Genomic DNA, 16,772 nt, shown 5'->3' with positions numbered 1-16,772 from the left:
ATCCACCGTGGCCACCCGTAGAAAGCGGGAATCAGCCGGATACGGCCGGACTGCCGTTCGGGGTTACCGCGCGGCCTTCCGGCCCTTATCAAGCGACTACCGATATCTCGGTAAGGTGCGCTGACCTGCACGAAAGCCCTCCGCAGAGGGAGGGCTTCGGGTGGTGCGGAAATGGTGCCCCCGGCAGGACTCGAACCTGCGGCCAAGTGCTTAGAAGGCACCTGCTCTATCCACTGAGCTACGGGGGCCGGAAGGCGGCCTTGGTGGGCCTGGAGCCCCCAGTGGGGGTGGGGCTGAGGTCCGTGCCGGGTCAAGGATAGGGCTCCGGTCGCCTTGTCCCGGTTGCTTCACCCGCGAGCCACGATGTGGAGGTTCGGTGAAGCGGTCCCGATAATCGCAGGCAGGTGCGATTCTCGCATCGCTTTTGCGCCGCGGCGCCCCTGGTGTTGTGCACTCGTTATGCCTGCGCCCCACTCGTCCGTCGTGCCCAGAATGTCCCACTGGAGTCGCGGTCGGCGCGCAGAGGACGTATAAGCTTCAAAAATGGTCCTAAATTGGGCATTCTTCGCATGTGGTGACCTTGGATGTTCGGCCTCAGCTGCTCGATGCCCTGTCCGCCCTGCGCGACCGGGTCGCGTCCGTGCGTCTGCCGCTGCCCCTGCCCGGCGCTCCGCGCGCCCGCCAGACCAGAGCCGAGCTGCTCGCGCAGCTCGACGACTACCTCGTACCCCGGCTGAAGGCGCCCGAGGCGCCGATGCTCGCCGTCGTCGGCGGGTCCACCGGGGCCGGTAAGTCCACCCTCGTCAACTCCCTCGTAGGCCGACAGGTCAGCGAAGCCGGCGTGCTGCGCCCGACCACGCGCACACCGGTGCTCGTCTGCCATCCGGATGACCACCACTGGTTCGCCGGAATGCGCGTACTGCCCGACCTGATGCGGGTCTGGGTCCCGCACGGGGAGGAGGAGATGCCCCCCGCCGCCAGATCCCGGGCCCGCGACCGCGGACCGGCCGACACCCATGCGACCCGCGAGATGCGGATCGAGACCGTTTCCAGCCTGCCGCGCGGGCTCGCCATCCTCGACGCCCCCGACATCGACTCCCTCGTCGTCGAGAACCGCACCCTCGCCGCCCAACTCATCTGCGCCGCCGACGTCTGGGTGATGGTCACCACCGCCTCGCGGTACGCCGACGCCGTCCCCTGGCACCTGCTGCGCACCGCCAAGCAGTACCGGGCCACCCTCATCACCGTCCTCGACCGGGTCCCGCACCAGGTGCTCGCCGAGGTCTCGCGGCAGTACGGGGCCCTGCTCACCAAGGCCGGGCTGGGCGACGTACCGAGGTTCACCGTCCCGGAGCTGCCCGAGTCCACCGGCGGCGGCGGACTGCTGCCGGCCAGCGCCGTCGCCCCGCTGTTCGCCTGGCTCGCCCACCACGCGCAGGACCCGGCCGCCCGGCAGTACGCCGTCGGGCGCACCGCGCTCGGCGCGCTGGACTCGCTGAAGCGCCGGATGCCGGAGCTCGCCTCCGCCGTCGCCGCCCAGCACGCCGCATGCGTACGGCTGACCTCGGCCGTCGAGGACGCGTACAAACGGGAGGGCAAGCGGGTCCGGGGCCGCCTCGACCACGGCGCCGTACTGGCCGGGGACGCCCTGACCCGGTGGCGCGGCTACCCGCTCGACACGAGCGCCGACGAACTGCTGGACTCGCTCGCCGAATCCCTCGCCGCGCTCCTGCAGTGCGCCGTCGCCGCCGCCGACGAGCGCATCGCCGAGGCCTGGCGGCGCGAACCGGCCTCCGGCGCGGTCTCGCTGCCCGCGCCCGACCGGGAGGCGGGCGAGCGCATCGGCATGGCCGTACGCCGCTGGCGGCGGGTCCTGGAGGAACTCGCCGAGGAGGAGGTGGCCAAGAGCGACAGGCAGCCCGCACCCGACCCCGGTGGCGTGGCCGCCCTGCTCGTCGCCGCCCTCCTCGGCGGCAAACGGGCCCGGCCCGCCGGGGAGAAGCTCGCCGAACGGATCGGCGCGCAGGCCGCCCTGCGACTGCGCGACCGGGGCGGGGAACTGGTCGGCGACCACCTCGACCAGGTGCTGCGCGCCGAGCGCGACCGCCGGCTCGCCCCGCTGGAGGCGCTCGAAGTGACCCCGGAACCACAGGCCGAGTTGATCGCCGCGCTGTCCGTACTGCAGAAGGAGAGGTGACGCGGTGACCGCTCTGACCGACCGCACCGACGACCGCTGGGACGACGGATTCATCGCGCGCTCGCGCCCCCGGGCCGTCGAGGGGGACCCCGACGAGGAGGGGCGCGAGGGTGACGAGGGTGACGAGGGCGACGAGGCCCTCGTGCGGGCCGTCTCCGGCGCGGGCAGCGACGGCGGCAAGTCGACCGCGCCCCCGCTCAGCCCCGAGGGGCAGGCCCTGCGGCTGCGCCTCGACGCGCTGCGCCAGCTGGTCGGGCTGTCCCGGACCAGGCTCGACGGAAAGACCCTCGCCGAGGCCGGACGGGTCCTGGACGAGGCGGCCGCGCGCCGCGGGCTGTCGCCCCAGCACACGGTCGTCGCGATCGCCGGCGCCACCGGAAGTGGCAAATCCACTCTCTTCAATTCACTCGCCGGTGTGCAGATCTCCGAGATGGGGCTCCGCCGCCCGACCACCGCCGCGCCCATCGCGTGCAGCTGGTCGGACGGAGCCGCCGGACTGCTGGACCGGCTGGAGATCCCGGGGCGGCTGCGACGCCGGCCCCGCGAGACCTCGGAGGCGGAGGCGTTGCGCGGGATGGTCCTCGTCGACCTGCCCGACCTGGACTCGGCGGTCGGCGCCCACCGGGACCACGTGGACCGGGTGCTGGCGCTGGTCGACGCCGTGGTGTGGGTGGTGGATCCGGAGAAGTACGCGGACGCCGTGCTGCACGAGCGGTACCTGCGGCCGCTCGCCGGGCACGCGGAGGTGACCTTCGTCGTCCTGAACCAGGTGGACCGGCTGCCCGGGGAGGCCGCCGACCTCGTACTGGACGACCTGCGCCGGCTCCTCGACGACGACGGCATCGCCCTCGGCGAGCACGGCGAGCCCGGCGCCACCGTCCTCGGGCTGTCCGCACTCACCGGGGAGGGGGTCGGGGAACTGCGCGATCTCCTCGGACAGTTCACCCAGGAGAAGGGCGCGGCTACCCGGCGGATCTCCGCCGACGTCGACCGCGCGGCCGCGCGTCTGAGGCCGCTGTACGTGGCCGACGGGCACCCCGGGCCGGAGATCGGGGAGGCGGCGCGCGCCGAGTTCGAGGACCGGCTCGCCGAGGCGGTCGGGGCGTACGCGGCCGGGCTCGCCGCCGAGCGCGCGTGGCGGCGCAATGCCGGGAAGGCGTGCGGGACGCCGTGGCTGCGGCTGTGGCGCTGGTACGAGGGCCGCCGCGCGCCGCGCACCCTGGCGGGCCTGGCCGCCCTCGCGGCGATCGGCGGGCGCGGTCAGGTGGTCGCCGAGGCCCCGGTCGAGGAGGAGGTGACCGCACGCCAGCGGGTGGAGCAGGCGGTGCGGGCGGTCGCCGACGAGGCGGTGTCCGGGCTGCCCGAGCCGTGGGCGCAGGCGGTCCGGGAGACCGCGGTGCGCGGCGCCGACCGGCTGCCGGAGGCGCTGGACGAGATCGCGGTGACCCTCGGGGCGGCGGTCGCGGTGCCGAGCGCCAGACCGCCGCGGCCCACGTGGTGGCCGGCAGCGGTGCTGGGGCAGGCCGCCATGACCCTCCTGCAGATCTTCGGCGGGCTGTGGCTGGTCGGGCAGATCGTCGGGGTCCTGGAGCCGAGGCTGCTGCCGCCCGTGCTGCTGATGGTGGCGGGCATCATCGGCGGGCCGCTCGTGGAGTGGTCCTGCTCGATCGCGGCCCGGGGCCCGGCACGGAGGTACGGGCAGGACGCGGAGCGCCGGCTGCGGCAGGCGGCGGCCGGGTGCGGCCGGGCCCGGGTGCTGGAACCGGTGGCGGCGGAGCTGCTGCGTTACCGGGAGGTGCGGGAGCAGTACGCCACGGTGGCCGCAGGGGGGAGCAGGTTGTCCACAACCCGGCAGTAATCCACAGGCCGGAGCGGGGACCGGCGGCCTGCCCCAGCATGGTTCGTACCCCGTGCGGATGCTCCGTACGGCTGGTCCGTGCGGATCCGTACGGACCGCGACCATGGGGGAGGGCGACCGGGATGTACGACACCCAGGTGACGCTGGTGGGTTACGTGGCGACCCAGATCGACTACAAGGAGACGGTGAACGGTCCGGCGGCGCGGTTCCGCTTCGCGGTGACGCCGAGGTACTTCGACCGGCGCAAGGACGCCTGGACGGACGGGGCCACCAGCTTCTACACGGTGTGGGCGCGGCGGGCGCTCGCCGTGAACCTCGCCGGTTCCGTATCCGTCGGCGAGCCGCTGGTGGTGCACGGGCGGCTGCGGGTGCGGGAGGACCCGCCCGACGGAGAGGGCAACCGGTGGTTCTGCGCGGAGATCGACGCGACGGCCGTCGGCCACGACCTGAACCGCGGGACCGCCGCCTTCCGGCGCGTGGTGCGGACGGACACGCCGCTGATGGCCACTCAGAAGTCGGCGGTGGCCTGAGTGTTCGAGGCGGATAGGATTCCCCGGTACTCACGGGCACCTGGGTCATTGGCCCGAAGGGGAAGACTGTGTCGATTGCCGTTCCCGCATCCTCCGCTCCTGATCCCACTCCTGCGTCCGCGCGCGAGCCTGTTACAGCTTCGGCTCCTGCTCCAGCTCCTGCCCCGGTTCCTGTCGAACCTCCCGCCGCGGTACGGGGCTCCGCGCGCCGGCCGCTGGCGGTGGCCCTGCTGGCCGCGGCCCTCGCCGCCGCGCCCGCGGCGCGGGCGGCCGCCGACTCCGGCCCGGTGGCGCCCAGGTCACCCGAGGGTGCGAGCGCCGTGCTGGACGGGCTGAAGACGTTCGGGCAGGCGGTCCTGCGGTCCGGGGACGGCTCGGTCCGCCAGATCCCGGCCGGGCTCTTCGAGATGCGGGTCGACGGCGGCGGAATGCTCCAGACGTACGGAGTCGGCGTGACGGGCAACGCCCAGCCCCAGGCCCGGTACACCGAGAGCGCCTGGAGCCGCAGCCCGCTCGCCGGGAACCGGGAGGCGGGCCGGATCCGCTGGGTCCTGGAGCACTCCTACCCGCAGCACAACGACCTGGCCGGCCTCGCCAAGGCGGCCGGGGCCGGGGCCCTCACGGCACAGAGCGCGGCCGCCGGGACCCAGGTGGCGATCTGGCGGCTGGCGGACGGGGTGCAGGTCGAGGCCGCGGACCCGGCGGCCGAGAAGCTGGCCGACTATCTGCAGCGGGCCGCCGGGCAGCTGCCGGAGCCGCCGGCCTCGCTCGGGCTGGACCCGGGCGACGTGTCGGGGGCGGTGGGCACCCGGCTCGGCCCGGTCACCGTACGGACCGGGGCGCCGAGCGTGTCGGTCATCCCGGACGCGGCCGCCGTCGCGATGGGGGTGCGGGTGGTGGACGCCGAGGGGCAGCCGCTGACCACCGCCGCCAACGGGAGCCGGCTCTACTTCGAGGTGCCCGAGGGCACCCCCGACGGGACGGCCTCGGTCACCGTCCAGGGCACGACCAAGGTGCCGGTCGGGCGGGTCTTCACCGGCGAGCTGCCGGCCCACGCCCAGATCGTGGCCGGCTCCAGCGAGTCCGCGGCCGCCGCCACGGCCACGGCGGTCTGGCCGCAGCCCCCGGCGACGGCGGTGGCCGCCACCCCGGGCGAGGCCCCGGAGGCCGGTTCCGGCTCGGCGGCCGAGGTACTGGGCTCACGGGCCGCGGCGGTGGCGACGACCTCCCCGGACGAGGAGCGGCTGGCGATCAGCGGCAGCTCGGCGGCCACCCCGGTCATCGCCTCCCTGGCGGTGGGCCTGGTGGTCCTGGGCGGCCTGGTGGTGCTGCTGCTCCGCAAGCGCCCGCTGGACGAGGAGGACACCCCCTAGGGGGCGGGCCCGATGGGCCGGGTGGCCGCGGGGACCGGTTCGGATCCGCCGCTCGGGGTAGGGGCAGAAGATGGCTGATCACGCACTGACCTGGTCCGGCACCTTCGCCCGGTGGGACCGCCGGGTCTTCGACGCGGTGGCCCGGCGGCACTGGCCCGGGGCCGACCGGGTGCTGCCGCGGCTCGGCCGGGCCGCGAACCACGGGGTGCTGTGGGGCGGGGCCGCCGCGGCGATCGCGGTGTTCGGGTCGGCCGGCGCCCGCAAGGCCGCCGTGCGCGGGGTCGCCTCGCTGGCACTGGCCTCCGCGACCATCAACACCATCGGCAAGTGGTCCGTACGCCGGCCGCGGCCGCTGCTGGAAGGCGTGCCGCTGACCCGGCAGCTGGCCACGCAGCCGCAGACCACCTCCTTCCCGTCCGGGCACTCCGCGTCGGCCTTCGCCTTCGCCACCGGGGTGGCGCTGGCCTCCCCCGGCTGGGGGGCCGTCCTGGCCCCGGTCGCCGCGTCCGTGGCGTTCTCCCGGGTCTACACCGGGGTGCACTACCCCTCCGACGTGCTCGTGGGCGCGTCACTGGGGGTGGCCGCCGGGTTCGTCGTACGCCGCCTCGCGCGCGACGCGCAGGAGGCCCGGGTCGTACCGGGCGACGAGCGGACTGCCGCCGGGGCCCCCGCGCTGCCCGACGGGGCCGGGCTCACCGTGGTGGTCAACAACGGGTCCGGGACGGCCGCCGAGGGCCTCGACGTGCTGCGCACCCGCCTGCCCGCGGCCGAGGTGATCGAGTGCGAGGGCCCCGAACTGCCCGCCACGCTCGCGAAGGCGGCCTCACGGGCCACCGTGCTCGGGATCTGCGGCGGCGACGGCACCGTCAACGCGGCCGCCACCGCCGCACTGGAGGCCGGGGTGCCGCTCGCCGTGTTCCCCGGCGGCACCCTCAACCACTTCGCGATGGACCTCGGCCTCGCCGGAGCCGAGGCGACCTGCGAGGCCGTGGCGCAGGGACAGGCCGTCCGCGTCGGCGTGGGCCGCTTCTCCCCGGGGCCCGGCGGCGAGAGCGGCTACTTCCTGAACAACTTCAGCATCGGCGCCTATCCGGAGCTGCTGGGCCACCGGCTGCGCTGGGCCCCGCGCATCGGCGGCGGCCCGGCCGCGGTGCTGGCCGCCTGGCGGGTCCTGCGCTCCCAGCGGCCCGTGCGGCTGCGCCTGGCCGGGCGGCCCCGGAGCGTGTGGCTCCTCTTTGCGGGCAACGGCACCTACCACGGCACCGGCCCCACGCCCCGCCGCCGCGACAGCCTTGGCGAGGGCCTGCTGGACCTGCGGCTCGTCCACGGCGGCGGCCGCCCCGGCCCCCGGCTGCTGGCCGCCGCCTTCACGGGCCCGCTGAGCCGTTCCCCCGTCCACGTGGCCACCCGCTTGCGCAGCCTGCGCATCGGGGACATCCCCGCGGGCACCCCGCTCGCCTACGACGGCGAGTACGCCGAGGCCCCGGCCGCCCTCGTCCTCGACCAGCTCCCCGACGCCCTGACCGTCTACCGCCCCTGCTGACCGCCCCGCTGACCGGGCCCGGCCGCCGCGCGGTCAGGAGCCGACCGGTCCCGGCTCCACGCCCAGGTCGGCCCGCATGAGGCCGCGCATGCTCTTCCAGCGGTCCCCCAGCCGCAGCAGCTCGGCCTGTATCTCCTCGAACGCCCAGCCGGGGTACGGGTCGCCCTCCTCCAGGTGCAGGGTGCGGCTGTACGCGCCGGCCAGGGTCGCCGTCATCGCGTCCAGCTCCCGCAGCACCGCGTCCGAGGCGACCATCTGGGCCTCCGCGAAGGCGGTGTGCATGGAGTGCCGCGCCTCCTCCAGATCGGCCCGCGCCTGCGCGGTGGCCTCGCCCTTGTGGACGAGCCACAGGTACTTCATGAGCTCGATGCGGTAGCGGCGGTAGCCGGAGTTCGCCGTGACGTAGCAGGCCTGCCGCTTCTCCACCTCCGCCGTGCGCTGCTCGCGCACCCACTGGGCGTCGGCCGCCCGCTGCTGCCGTTCGAACTGCTCCGTCTGCACGCGTGCGAGCACGCGCTGCGAGAGGATCGGCGCGAGCAGGGTGCCGGTCACCGCGACGATCGCGCCGGCGAGCGCCAGCAGCGCGTTGTCCACATGTACCTCCGTACGGCCGGCGGAGGCCGCGCCCCCGCACTCCCCACCATCCTGCCCGGGGGCGAGGCCGTGGCCCCCCTGGTCCGCCCCCTGGACGCCGATCGACGGTGACCGTGAGCCGCGGCCCACCCCGCGGGCGTGCCCCAGCTCAGGGGCGACTGACCTACCCATTCGCCCGAGGGTATGGACGTACGGCAAGATGGGGTGTATCTGCCCACCATCGATCTGCCGGACGGTTTCTCTTGGCTGAGTTCATCTACACCATGCGCAAGACGCGCAAGGCGCACGGCGACAAGGTGATTCTTGACGACGTCTTCCTGAACTTCCTGCCCGGCGCGAAGATCGGTGTGGTCGGCCCGAACGGCGCCGGTAAGTCCACCGTTCTCAAGATCATGGCGGGTCTGGAGCAGCCGTCGAACGGTGACGCCTTCCTCTCTCCCGGGTACTCCGTCGGCATCCTCATGCAGGAGCCCAAGCTCGACGAGTCCAAGACCGTGCTCGAGAACGTCGAGGACGGCGTCGGCGAGATCAAGACCAAGCTCAACCGGTTCAACGCGATCGCCGAGGAAATGGCGACGAACTACACCGACGAGCTGATGGAGGAGATGGGCAAGCTCCAGGACGACCTGGACCACGCCAACGCGTGGGACCTGGACGCCCAGCTGGAGCAGGCCATGGACGCCCTGGGCTGCCCGCCCGGCGACTGGCCGGTCACCACCCTCTCCGGTGGTGAGAAGCGCCGCGTGGCCCTCTGCAAGCTGCTGCTGGAGGCCCCCGACCTGCTGCTCCTCGACGAGCCCACCAACCACCTCGACGCCGAGTCGGTGAACTGGCTGGAGCAGCACCTGGCCCAGTACAAGGGCGCCGTCGTGGCCGTCACCCACGACCGCTACTTCCTGAACAACGTCGCCGAGTGGATCCTCGAGCTCGACCGCGGCCGCGCCCACCCGTACGAGGGCAACTACTCCACCTACCTGGAGAAGAAGGCCACCCGCCTCAAGGTCGAGGGCCGCAAGGACGAGAAGCGCCAGAAGCGCCTCAAGGAAGAGCTGGAGTGGGTCCGCTCCAACGCCAAGGGCCGCCAGACCAAGTCCAAGGCCCGCCTCGCCCGCTACGAGGAGATGGCAGCCGAGGCGGACAAGATGCGGAAGCTGGACTTCGAGGAGATCCAGATCCCGCCGGGCCCGCGTCTGGGCTCGATCGTGGTCGAGGTCAACAACCTCACCAAGGCGTTCGGCGACAAGGTCCTCATCGACGACCTGTCCTTCACTCTGCCGCGCAACGGCATCGTCGGCATCATCGGCCCGAACGGCGCCGGCAAGACCACGCTCTTCAAGATGATCCAGGGCCTGGAGACGCCGGACTCCGGCGCCATCAAGGTCGGCGAGACCGTCAAGATCTCGTACGTGGACCAGTCCCGCGCCAACATCGACCCCAAGAAGACCCTCTGGGCGGTCGTGTCGGACGAGCTGGACTACATCAACGTGGGCCAGGTCGAGATGCCGTCCCGCGCGTACGTCAGCGCCTTCGGCTTCAAGGGCCCGGACCAGCAGAAGCCGGCCGGCGTCCTGTCCGGTGGTGAGCGCAACCGCCTCAACCTGGCGCTGACGCTCAAGGAGGGCGGCAACCTGCTGCTCCTCGACGAGCCCACCAACGACCTCGACGTCGAGACCCTGTCCTCGCTCGAGAACGCGCTCCTGGAGTTCCCCGGTGCGGCCGTGGTCATCTCCCACGACCGCTGGTTCCTGGACCGGGTCGCCACGCACATCCTGGCGTACGAGGGCGAGTCCAAGTGGTACTGGTTCGAGGGCAACTTCGAGTCGTACGAGAAGAACAAGATCGAGCGGCTGGGCCCGGACGCGGCTCGTCCGCACCGTGCCACCTACAAGAAGCTCACCCGAGGCTGAGGTCGCCGTCATGGCCAGACACCACTACCGGTGCCCCCTGCGCTGGGCGGACATGGATGCCTTCGGGCACGTCAACAACGTCGTCTTCCTCCGCTACCTGGAGGAGGCGCGGATCGACTTCATGTTCCGCCTCGCACCGGGGGAGGGCAGTGAGTCCTTCACTGGCGGGTCCGTCGTGGCCCGTCACGAGATCGACTACAAGCTGCCCCTCGTGCACCGCCACGAGCCGGTCCTCATCGAGTCCTGGGTGACCCGGATAGGGGCCGCGTCCCTGACCATCCGCTACGAGGTCAAGGACGAGGCGACCGAGGACAGGCCCGAGACGGTCTACGTGCGCGCCGAGACGGTGGTCGTGCCCTACAACCTCGCCGAGGGGCGGCCCCGCCGCATCACGGCCGAGGAGAAGCACTTCCTCGAGGCGTACCTCGACGAACCCGCGGCCGGGTCCGAGTCCGGCACCGGCCGGGAAGGGCCCCTCGCGGCATGAACGACCAGCTGCGCTTCGCCGATTCCGGGGAGGCGGCGGACCTCGCCGCCTTCCTGGGCCGGCTGGTGCACTACGACCGCGCCGCCGCCGTACGCCTCCAGGCGGGTGGCGGCGCGCTCGCCGTCTTCGGACGGCCGCCGTCCTTCGACATCCTGGCCATCCGTACGGTGCGGCTCGCCGCACCCGTCGCGATGCCGCTGGACCTGACGGTGTCCGCCGGTGAGCTGCTGGAGTCCGTGGACGAGGCCTCGGCCGAGGCCACCGTGCCCGGGCCGGTCACCGGACCGCCCTGGGCCGGCGTGCTCCCGCCCCGCGGCGGCTGGCGCCAGGTTCCGGGGCTGCCCGGCCCCGAGGCGATGGGAGCGGCCGTGGCCGCCGCCGTCGCCGAGTTCCGGGCCCGGGACGAGGCCCTGCCCCCGCAGCACCGGACCCGGTCCGAGCGCGACCGCATCGGCCGCGAGATCTGGTCCCGCACCCTGGGTGACACCGAGCTCCCGCTGCGCGCCGTGCACGCCGCACAGTCCCTGGGCTTCCTGCGGCCGGTACGGGCCGCCGTGCCCGCCTCCGCTCCCGCCCCGCTGCCCGGCGACCCCGCCCCCGTGGCGCTGCTCGCCGCCGGGACCTGGCTGCGGCTGCGCACCCCGTACGGATCCGTCGCGATGCGCCGCCCCGGCGTCACCGGCGGCCTGGGCGCCCTCCAGGTCCGTCCGGTCTGACCCCGGGTCCGACTCCCTAGCCCGCCGTGTTGATCATCGAGGCGGCGGCGTACGTCAGGTACTTCCACAGCTGCGCCTCGTGCTCCGGCGCCAGGCCCAGCTCGTCCAGCGCGACCCGCATGTGCCGCAGCCACGCGTCGTGGGCGGCAGCGTCCACCTGGAACGGCGCGTGCCGCATCCGCAGGCGCGGGTGGCCGCGGTGCTGGCTGTAGGTGGTCGGACCACCCCAGTACTGCATCAGGAACAGCGCGAACCGCTCCTCGGCGGGGCCCAGGTCCTCCTCCGGGTACATCGGGCGCAGCAGCGGGTCCTCCGCGACCCCCTCGTAGAAGCGCCGGACGAGGCGGCGGAAGGTGTCCTCGCCGCCCACCTGCTCGTAGAAGGTCTGCTCCTGAAGCGTGCCCCGCGGAATCTCATTCACCCGACCATCGTCTCAGACGCCCGGATCCAGGACCGCGGTCCTAGGACCGTCCCCCGGGCTCCCGGGCTCCCGGGCTCCCGGGCTCCCGGGCTCCCGCGCGCTCGCACGCGGCGTCCCGGCGCAGGACAGTGGATGCATGGCCGCACACACCGCCCACACCGAGACCCGGGACCTGCGGGAGACCGCGCACGCCGCCCAGGTGCGGGAGCTGACCGCCGCCGGGGTGCTGGAGGACCCGCGCTGGCGGGCGGCGTTCGCCGCCGTGCCGCGGCACGTGTTCGTCCCGTACTTCTGGACCGGCCGCGGCGCCGGTCATGAGCGGCTGTGGGCCGAGGACCCCGACCCCGAACGCCGGGCCCGCTGGCTTCGCGGGGTCTACGTCGACACCCCGCTGGCGACGCGGATGCGCGACGGCCTGCAGGTCTCCTCCAGCAGCCAGCCCTCCCTGATGGCCAAGATGCTGGCCGCCCTGGACGTGCGCGACGGCGACGACGTCCTGGAGATCGGCGCGGGCACCGGCTACAACGCGGCCCTGCTCTGCCACCGGCTCGGCGAGGAGCACGTCACCACCGTGGACCTGGACGAGGAGATCACCGAGTCCGCGCGGGCGCACCTGGCCGAGCTCGGCTACCACCCGGTGGTGGTCACCGGGGACGGGGCGCGCGGCTGCCCCGCCCGGGCCCCGTTCGACCGGATCATGGTGACCTGCACGCTGCCGCTGATCCCGCACGCCTGGCTCGGCCAGTGCCGTCCGGGAGCACGGATCCTGGCGCCGCTGTCGACCGGCCTGATCGCGCTGACCGTCCGGGACGCCGGGTTCGCCGAGGGTAACTTCCTGCACACCTCGGCGTACTTCGTCCCGCTGCGCGGGGCCACGGCCGCCCCGGCGCCCGGCCCGGCCGGTGCGGAGTACGGGCTTCCGTACGAGCTGGTGGAGAACGAGCGCTTCCAGTTCATGCTCGTGCTGACCGCGGGCGCACTGCACCCCCGCGAGGCCCTGGACCTGTGGCGCCGCGAGGGCCGCCCGGCCCGGGAGCGCTTCGGGGTCTCGGTCAGCGCCGCGGGCCAATGGTCGTGGCTGGACGATCCCCAGGGGCCGTACGTGTGGCCCCTGGGGGAGGGGTGAATCAGCCGCGGCGGATCGTGATCGTCGTCCAGGCGCCCACGTGGACCCGGTCGCCGTCGGCGAGGGGGACCGGGACGTAGGGCTGGATCGGCTCCTCGCCGCCGTTGATGGTGGTGCCGTTGGTGGAGTTCTGGTCCACCACCGCCCAGCTGAGATCGGGCTGCTGGACGAGCACCGCGTGCTGGTGGGAGACGCCCGGGTCCTCCGGGGGCACCGACAGGTCGATGTCGGGGGACTCGCCCGTGGAGGCGCGGCGGCGGCCGATGGTGATCTGGCCGCCGGACAGCGGAAGGTGCTGCTCCGGGGAGTAGGCGGGCAGGTTGAGCCCGGCGGCCTCGGGGCCGCTGCGCTGCATCATCGCCATGAAGTACGAGCGGTCGGGGCCGACCGTCGCGCTCCAGGCGCCCCCGCCCTGGGGCGGGAAGGGCTGGTGCTGCGGCGGAGGCTGCTGCTGGTACTGCTGCTGGGGCGGCGGTCCCTGCTGCTGGTACTCCTGCTGGTACTCCCGCTGCGGCGGCGGGGGCTGCTGCTGGTACTGGGGCTGCGGAGGCTGCGGCGCCTGCTGGTACTCCAGCGGCGACTCGTGCGCGGGCGGCGGCAGCAGCCAGTCGTCCTCGCGCTGGAGCGGCTCGGCCGGCCGGTTGACCCGGGACGGCCGCGAGCCCTGGTACTCGAAGTGGTCCTGGGAGTAGGTCCCGGGAGCGGGCACGGGCGGCGGAGGCGTACCGCGGCCTCCGGCACCGCCACCGACCCCGGCACCCGTCGCCTGGGGTCCCGGTTCCGGGGCCGGCGGCGCGTACGAAGTCGGAGTCGGAGTACGGGTCAGGAAGTTGTAGCGGCACTCCTCGCAGAACGGGGCCATGGCCTCGCGAGGGGTCCGGCACTGCGGGCAGAGCTCTGCCTGGGCGGTCGGTTCACCGGCGGTCGGGGGGAAGCCGTAGCCGTAGGAGGGCACCGGGGGCGGTCCCTCCGAGGCAGCCATGCGATGGCCGCAGACCTCGCACCAGTCGTCGGACGCGGACTGGTGCCCGTTCGGGCAGGTCGGCATGGCGGCGCTTCCCCCTTCTTCTCCCTGCGTCATCACGTCAGGTTCTCAGGTCTTCTTCACTCGGACGGTCTGCGTCGAACGCGTGTCAAGAGTCATCTCGTCGGCATCGGCGACCTTCGCTTTCAGCCGCACAGTACCCGCCACCGCGTCCACCACATCCACCACCTTCGCCAGGAGTCGTGCTGTGTCGGCGTTTCCGGAGGAACTCGCCAGTTGTACCGCACGCCCCAGCTTGGCCGTGGCACCCCCCACATCGCCCATTTTGCGGGCTTCCAGGCCCTGCTGGATAGCCTCCGCCAACTCCGCCTGTCCGGTGTAGTGGGCGACCTGGGCGTTGATGGCGGTGGACGCCGCCAGATCGTTCGTCCACACCGCGCGCACCAGGCCCTGGGCCAGGACGGTCGGCTTCTCGTCCGGCCCGCCCCCCGTGGCGGGCAGTACGAGCGTGGCGCGGGCGGCGAGCATCTCCTGGCCCACGGTGGCCGTCGGGACGCGGACGCACACGTGGTACTCGCGGGACTCGTCGCCCCACGACCCGGTCGGGTAGTCGCCGGCCCGCGGGCCCGCCTCGGTGCGGCGGTCGGTCAGGTCCTGGAGGACGGGAGCCACCTGCTTGACGTACTGGATCTCCACGCCGACCGGGGTCCACAGGCGCAGGGCGACGTCCGCGACCTCCTTGCCCATGACGTTCTCCATCATGCGCGTGAAGTCCTCGGCGAGGTGGGCCGGGTCGGCCACGATGTCGGCGGAGCCGAGCAGGGCGTGCGCGATCCCGGTGACCTCCTTGACGTCCCAGTCGGTGCCCACCCCGCGGGCGTCGCAGGTGAAGCGGCCCGCGCACGCGTCGAGGGTGGCGCGGAGCACGGCCGGCTCCTCGTGCTCGTTGCGGCCGTCGGTGAGCAGGACACCGTGCCGTATGGCGGCGGTGGAGCCGCGCAGCAGGCCGTCGGCGAGGCGCAGCCAGGTGCCGATGGCGGTGCCGCCGCCGGAGCTCAGCCCGCGCAGGGCCTCCTTGGCCTGGGCGCGGGTGGTCGCGTCCGCGACCGCGAGGCGGCCCTGGCCGGGGTAGACCTCCTTGGCCACGTGCGTACCGGCGACCACGGCGAAGGCGGTGCCGTCGCGCAGGGTGTCGATGGCGGCAGCCGTGGCCTCACGGGCGCCGCGCATTTTCTCCGGCGGGTACTCCATGGACCCCGAGCAGTCGACCATGAGCACCACGGCCGCCGTGCTGTCGGCGACCGGCGTGCGCGTGGCGGTGGCACCGCCGGTGGCGGTGACCGTGACGATGGCGTGGACGTCCCGTCCGCCCTCGGGGAGAAACTCGTTCTGGTACACCTCCACGCTGAACCGTGGGGCAATCGGCTTGGCGAAATTCGCCATCGGTTGGACTCCTAGGGGGCTCGGGCAGGCGGGTCAGACCTGCGGGCGCGCTTCCACTTCCTATTCCGGTCCTGCCGCCGGGCCCGGCTCCGCATCCGGTCCCGGTTCCTGCTCGGGGTGCATGGCGAACGGCACCACCGCCACGGTGACGTTGTCGTGGCCGCCGCCGTCGAGTGCGTACCCCACCAGTACCTGGGCGCTGTGCAGCGGGCGGGTCGCGGCGTCGGCGGGTACCACCTGGGCCATCTCCCGCGCGGATTCCGCGTAGTTCCACAGTCCGTCGGTGCAGACCACCACCACACCGGGGTGGTCGGGCTTGAAGGTCGCGGTGTGCGGGTCGAGGTCGTACGCGTCGGCCCCCAGCCAGCCGGTGATGGCGTGCGCGCGGACGTCCGCGTAGGCCTCGGCCTCGCCCATCAGACCGGCGGCGACCATCTGGGCGGCCCAGGAGTCGTCCTCGGTGAGGCGGCGGGGCAGGGCGGCGCGGTCGTCGGGGACCCAGTAGGCCCGGCTGTCGCCCACCCAGCCGATGGTCAGCAGGCCGCCGCCGACGACGGCGCCGACCAGGGTGCAGGCGGGGGCGTTCTGCGCGCCCGGGGTCTCCGGGGCCAGGGCGTTGACTGCTGCGGCGGCGGCCAGGATCGCCTCGTGCATGGCCTCCTGGGGGTGGGCGCCGCGCGGGAGCGCTTCGAGCAGCGACTCGTTGGCGGCGACGGCCGCGGCGGCCGACGCCTCGTCGGGTCGGCTGGCGGAGGAGACGCCGTCGCAGACGATGGCCACGGTGGTGGCGGAGCCGTCGGGCAGGGCGGTGGCCGACACGGCGAACGAGTCCTCGTTGCGGTGGTGGCGCAGTCCCCGGTCGGTGACGGCGGCGACGCTCCCGAGCTCTTCCTCGATGTGGTCGCGCTCGCGGGGCTGCGCGTGCCCGCAGTGCTCGCAGTACCCGTCGGTGTCGACGTGCCCGGCACGGCAGGCGACGCAGGTCTTCCCGCCGGCCGCACCGCCGGGCAGGGGCGGATTCTCGTACGGGGCTTCGCCCGGGCCCCAGGGCGCCCCCTCCGCGGGAGTGCCGGGGTCCTCCCCGGGCCGGTCGTGGCGGGTCTCGGGGCCGTCCGCGGCGCCGTACGGGTGCTCCGCCGCGCCCCACGGGGTGCCTTCCGGCGGGGTGCCGGTGCCGTACGGGTTCCCGTGGCCGGAGGCCGCGTAGGTGACCCCGGCCGGGCCCTGCCGAGGCTCCGGTTCCGGATCCGGTTCCGCCGGGGTGGCGGTCCAGGCGGCCGGCTCGTCGACCAGCGTGGGCGCGGCCGCGGCCACGCTGCCCCAGCCGGGGGCGGGCTCGGCGGCGGCGTGCGGGACACCGGGGGCCGGGCTCCCGTAACCGCCCGCCGCGGCGCCCGCGGCGGCCGGCCGGGCCGATGGCGCCGGTGGTGCCGGCGGCGCCGGTGGTGCCGGTGGGATAGGGATGGTCGGGTGGTCCACGGCGGCCGGGGGAGGAGCGCTCACGGCGTAGCCGCAGACGCCGCAGAAACGGTCACCCTCCTCCAGGGGTTCCGCGCAGCTGGGGCAGCCCGACAGCCGATGCATCGACATCA

The 16,772-nt window shown here is 73.9% G+C and carries 14 protein-coding genes and 1 tRNA gene; 9 read left to right on the top strand and 6 right to left on the bottom strand.

Annotation, left to right across the window (positions count from 1 at the left end; translation table 11 throughout):
• Positions 1-172 precede the first annotated feature (172 nt).
• Positions 173-248, bottom strand: a tRNA-Arg gene (locus JYK04_RS16475).
• Positions 249-580: 332 nt separating this feature from the next.
• Here JYK04_RS16475 and JYK04_RS16470 point away from each other — a divergent pair.
• From JYK04_RS16470 to JYK04_RS16450, 5 genes are all read left to right on the top strand, one after another.
• Positions 581-2,197, top strand: a complete 1,617-nt coding sequence (locus JYK04_RS16470; RefSeq protein WP_189737054.1) for a dynamin family protein — start codon at positions 581-583, stop codon at positions 2,195-2,197.
• Positions 2,198-2,201: 4 nt separating this feature from the next.
• Complete coding sequence (locus JYK04_RS16465; RefSeq protein ID WP_189737052.1) at positions 2,202-4,055, top strand: GTPase; 1,854 nt, start codon at positions 2,202-2,204, stop codon at positions 4,053-4,055.
• A 122-nt stretch (positions 4,056-4,177) separates the two neighbouring features.
• Positions 4,178-4,585 carry a single-stranded DNA-binding protein gene (locus JYK04_RS16460; protein WP_189737050.1) on the top strand — a complete coding sequence of 136 codons (408 nt, stop codon included), beginning with the start codon at positions 4,178-4,180 and terminating at the stop codon, positions 4,583-4,585.
• Positions 4,586-4,806: 221 nt separating this feature from the next.
• Positions 4,807-5,958, top strand: coding sequence for a thioester domain-containing protein (locus JYK04_RS16455; protein WP_229875239.1), 1,152 nt, complete (start codon positions 4,807-4,809; stop codon positions 5,956-5,958).
• 70 nt (positions 5,959-6,028) lie between these two features.
• Complete coding sequence (locus JYK04_RS16450) at positions 6,029-7,501, top strand: bifunctional phosphatase PAP2/diacylglycerol kinase family protein (protein ID WP_189737046.1); 1,473 nt, start codon at positions 6,029-6,031, stop codon at positions 7,499-7,501.
• A gap of 33 nt (positions 7,502-7,534) precedes the next feature.
• Here the strand turns inward: JYK04_RS16450 and JYK04_RS16445 are convergent, their stop codons facing one another.
• Positions 7,535-8,266: a hypothetical protein gene (locus JYK04_RS16445; protein ID WP_189737044.1), complete on the bottom strand. Its 732-nt coding sequence runs from the start codon at positions 8,264-8,266 to the stop codon at positions 7,535-7,537.
• A 71-nt stretch (positions 8,267-8,337) separates the two neighbouring features.
• Between JYK04_RS16445 and ettA the strand changes: the two genes are divergently transcribed.
• From ettA to JYK04_RS16430, 3 genes are read left to right on the top strand one after another with little or no spacing between them, the layout of a single operon-like run.
• Positions 8,338-10,002, top strand: a complete 1,665-nt coding sequence (gene ettA / locus JYK04_RS16440; protein ID WP_094744916.1) for an energy-dependent translational throttle protein EttA — start codon at positions 8,338-8,340, stop codon at positions 10,000-10,002.
• A gap of 10 nt (positions 10,003-10,012) precedes the next feature.
• The gene (locus tag JYK04_RS16435) at positions 10,013-10,489 is read left to right on the top strand and encodes an acyl-CoA thioesterase (protein ID WP_189737042.1); all 477 of its coding nucleotides are present in this window, start codon (positions 10,013-10,015) and stop codon (positions 10,487-10,489) included.
• Positions 10,486-11,205, top strand: coding sequence for a DUF8010 domain-containing protein (locus tag JYK04_RS16430; protein ID WP_189737040.1), 720 nt, complete (start codon positions 10,486-10,488; stop codon positions 11,203-11,205). Before JYK04_RS16435 ends, JYK04_RS16430 begins: the two co-directional genes overlap by 4 nt.
• 16 nt (positions 11,206-11,221) lie before the next feature.
• On the opposite strand, the gene JYK04_RS16425 is transcribed toward JYK04_RS16430, so the two are convergent.
• Entirely contained in the window at positions 11,222-11,626 is a 405-nt protein-coding gene (locus tag JYK04_RS16425) for a globin (protein ID WP_030715938.1), read from the bottom strand.
• 136 nt (positions 11,627-11,762) lie between these two features.
• Here JYK04_RS16425 and JYK04_RS16420 point away from each other — a divergent pair, with 136 nt between their 5' ends.
• Positions 11,763-12,752: a methyltransferase domain-containing protein gene (locus JYK04_RS16420; RefSeq protein ID WP_189737038.1), complete on the top strand. Its 990-nt coding sequence runs from the start codon at positions 11,763-11,765 to the stop codon at positions 12,750-12,752.
• A gap of 1 nt (position 12,753) precedes the next feature.
• On the opposite strand, the gene JYK04_RS16415 is transcribed toward JYK04_RS16420, so the two are convergent.
• The 3 genes from JYK04_RS16415 to JYK04_RS16405 are packed head-to-tail and all read right to left on the bottom strand — an operon-like array spanning position 12,754 to position 16,770.
• Positions 12,754-13,800: an FHA domain-containing protein gene (locus JYK04_RS16415; RefSeq protein WP_189737504.1), complete on the bottom strand. Its 1,047-nt coding sequence runs from the start codon at positions 13,798-13,800 to the stop codon at positions 12,754-12,756.
• A 45-nt stretch (positions 13,801-13,845) separates the two neighbouring features.
• Complete coding sequence (locus JYK04_RS16410; protein ID WP_189737036.1) at positions 13,846-15,180, bottom strand: VWA domain-containing protein; 1,335 nt, start codon at positions 15,178-15,180, stop codon at positions 13,846-13,848.
• Between the two features lie 60 nt (positions 15,181-15,240).
• Positions 15,241-16,770, bottom strand: coding sequence for a PP2C family protein-serine/threonine phosphatase (locus JYK04_RS16405; protein ID WP_189737033.1), 1,530 nt, complete (start codon positions 16,768-16,770; stop codon positions 15,241-15,243).
• Between the last annotated feature and the right edge of the window lie 2 nt (positions 16,771-16,772).

The organism is Streptomyces nojiriensis (genome assembly GCF_017639205.1).
Classification (GTDB): Bacteria; Actinomycetota; Actinomycetes; order Streptomycetales; family Streptomycetaceae; genus Streptomyces; species Streptomyces nojiriensis.
Note: the sequence above shows the minus strand (reverse complement) of the source record. Positions and strands in the feature narration are given on the sequence as shown.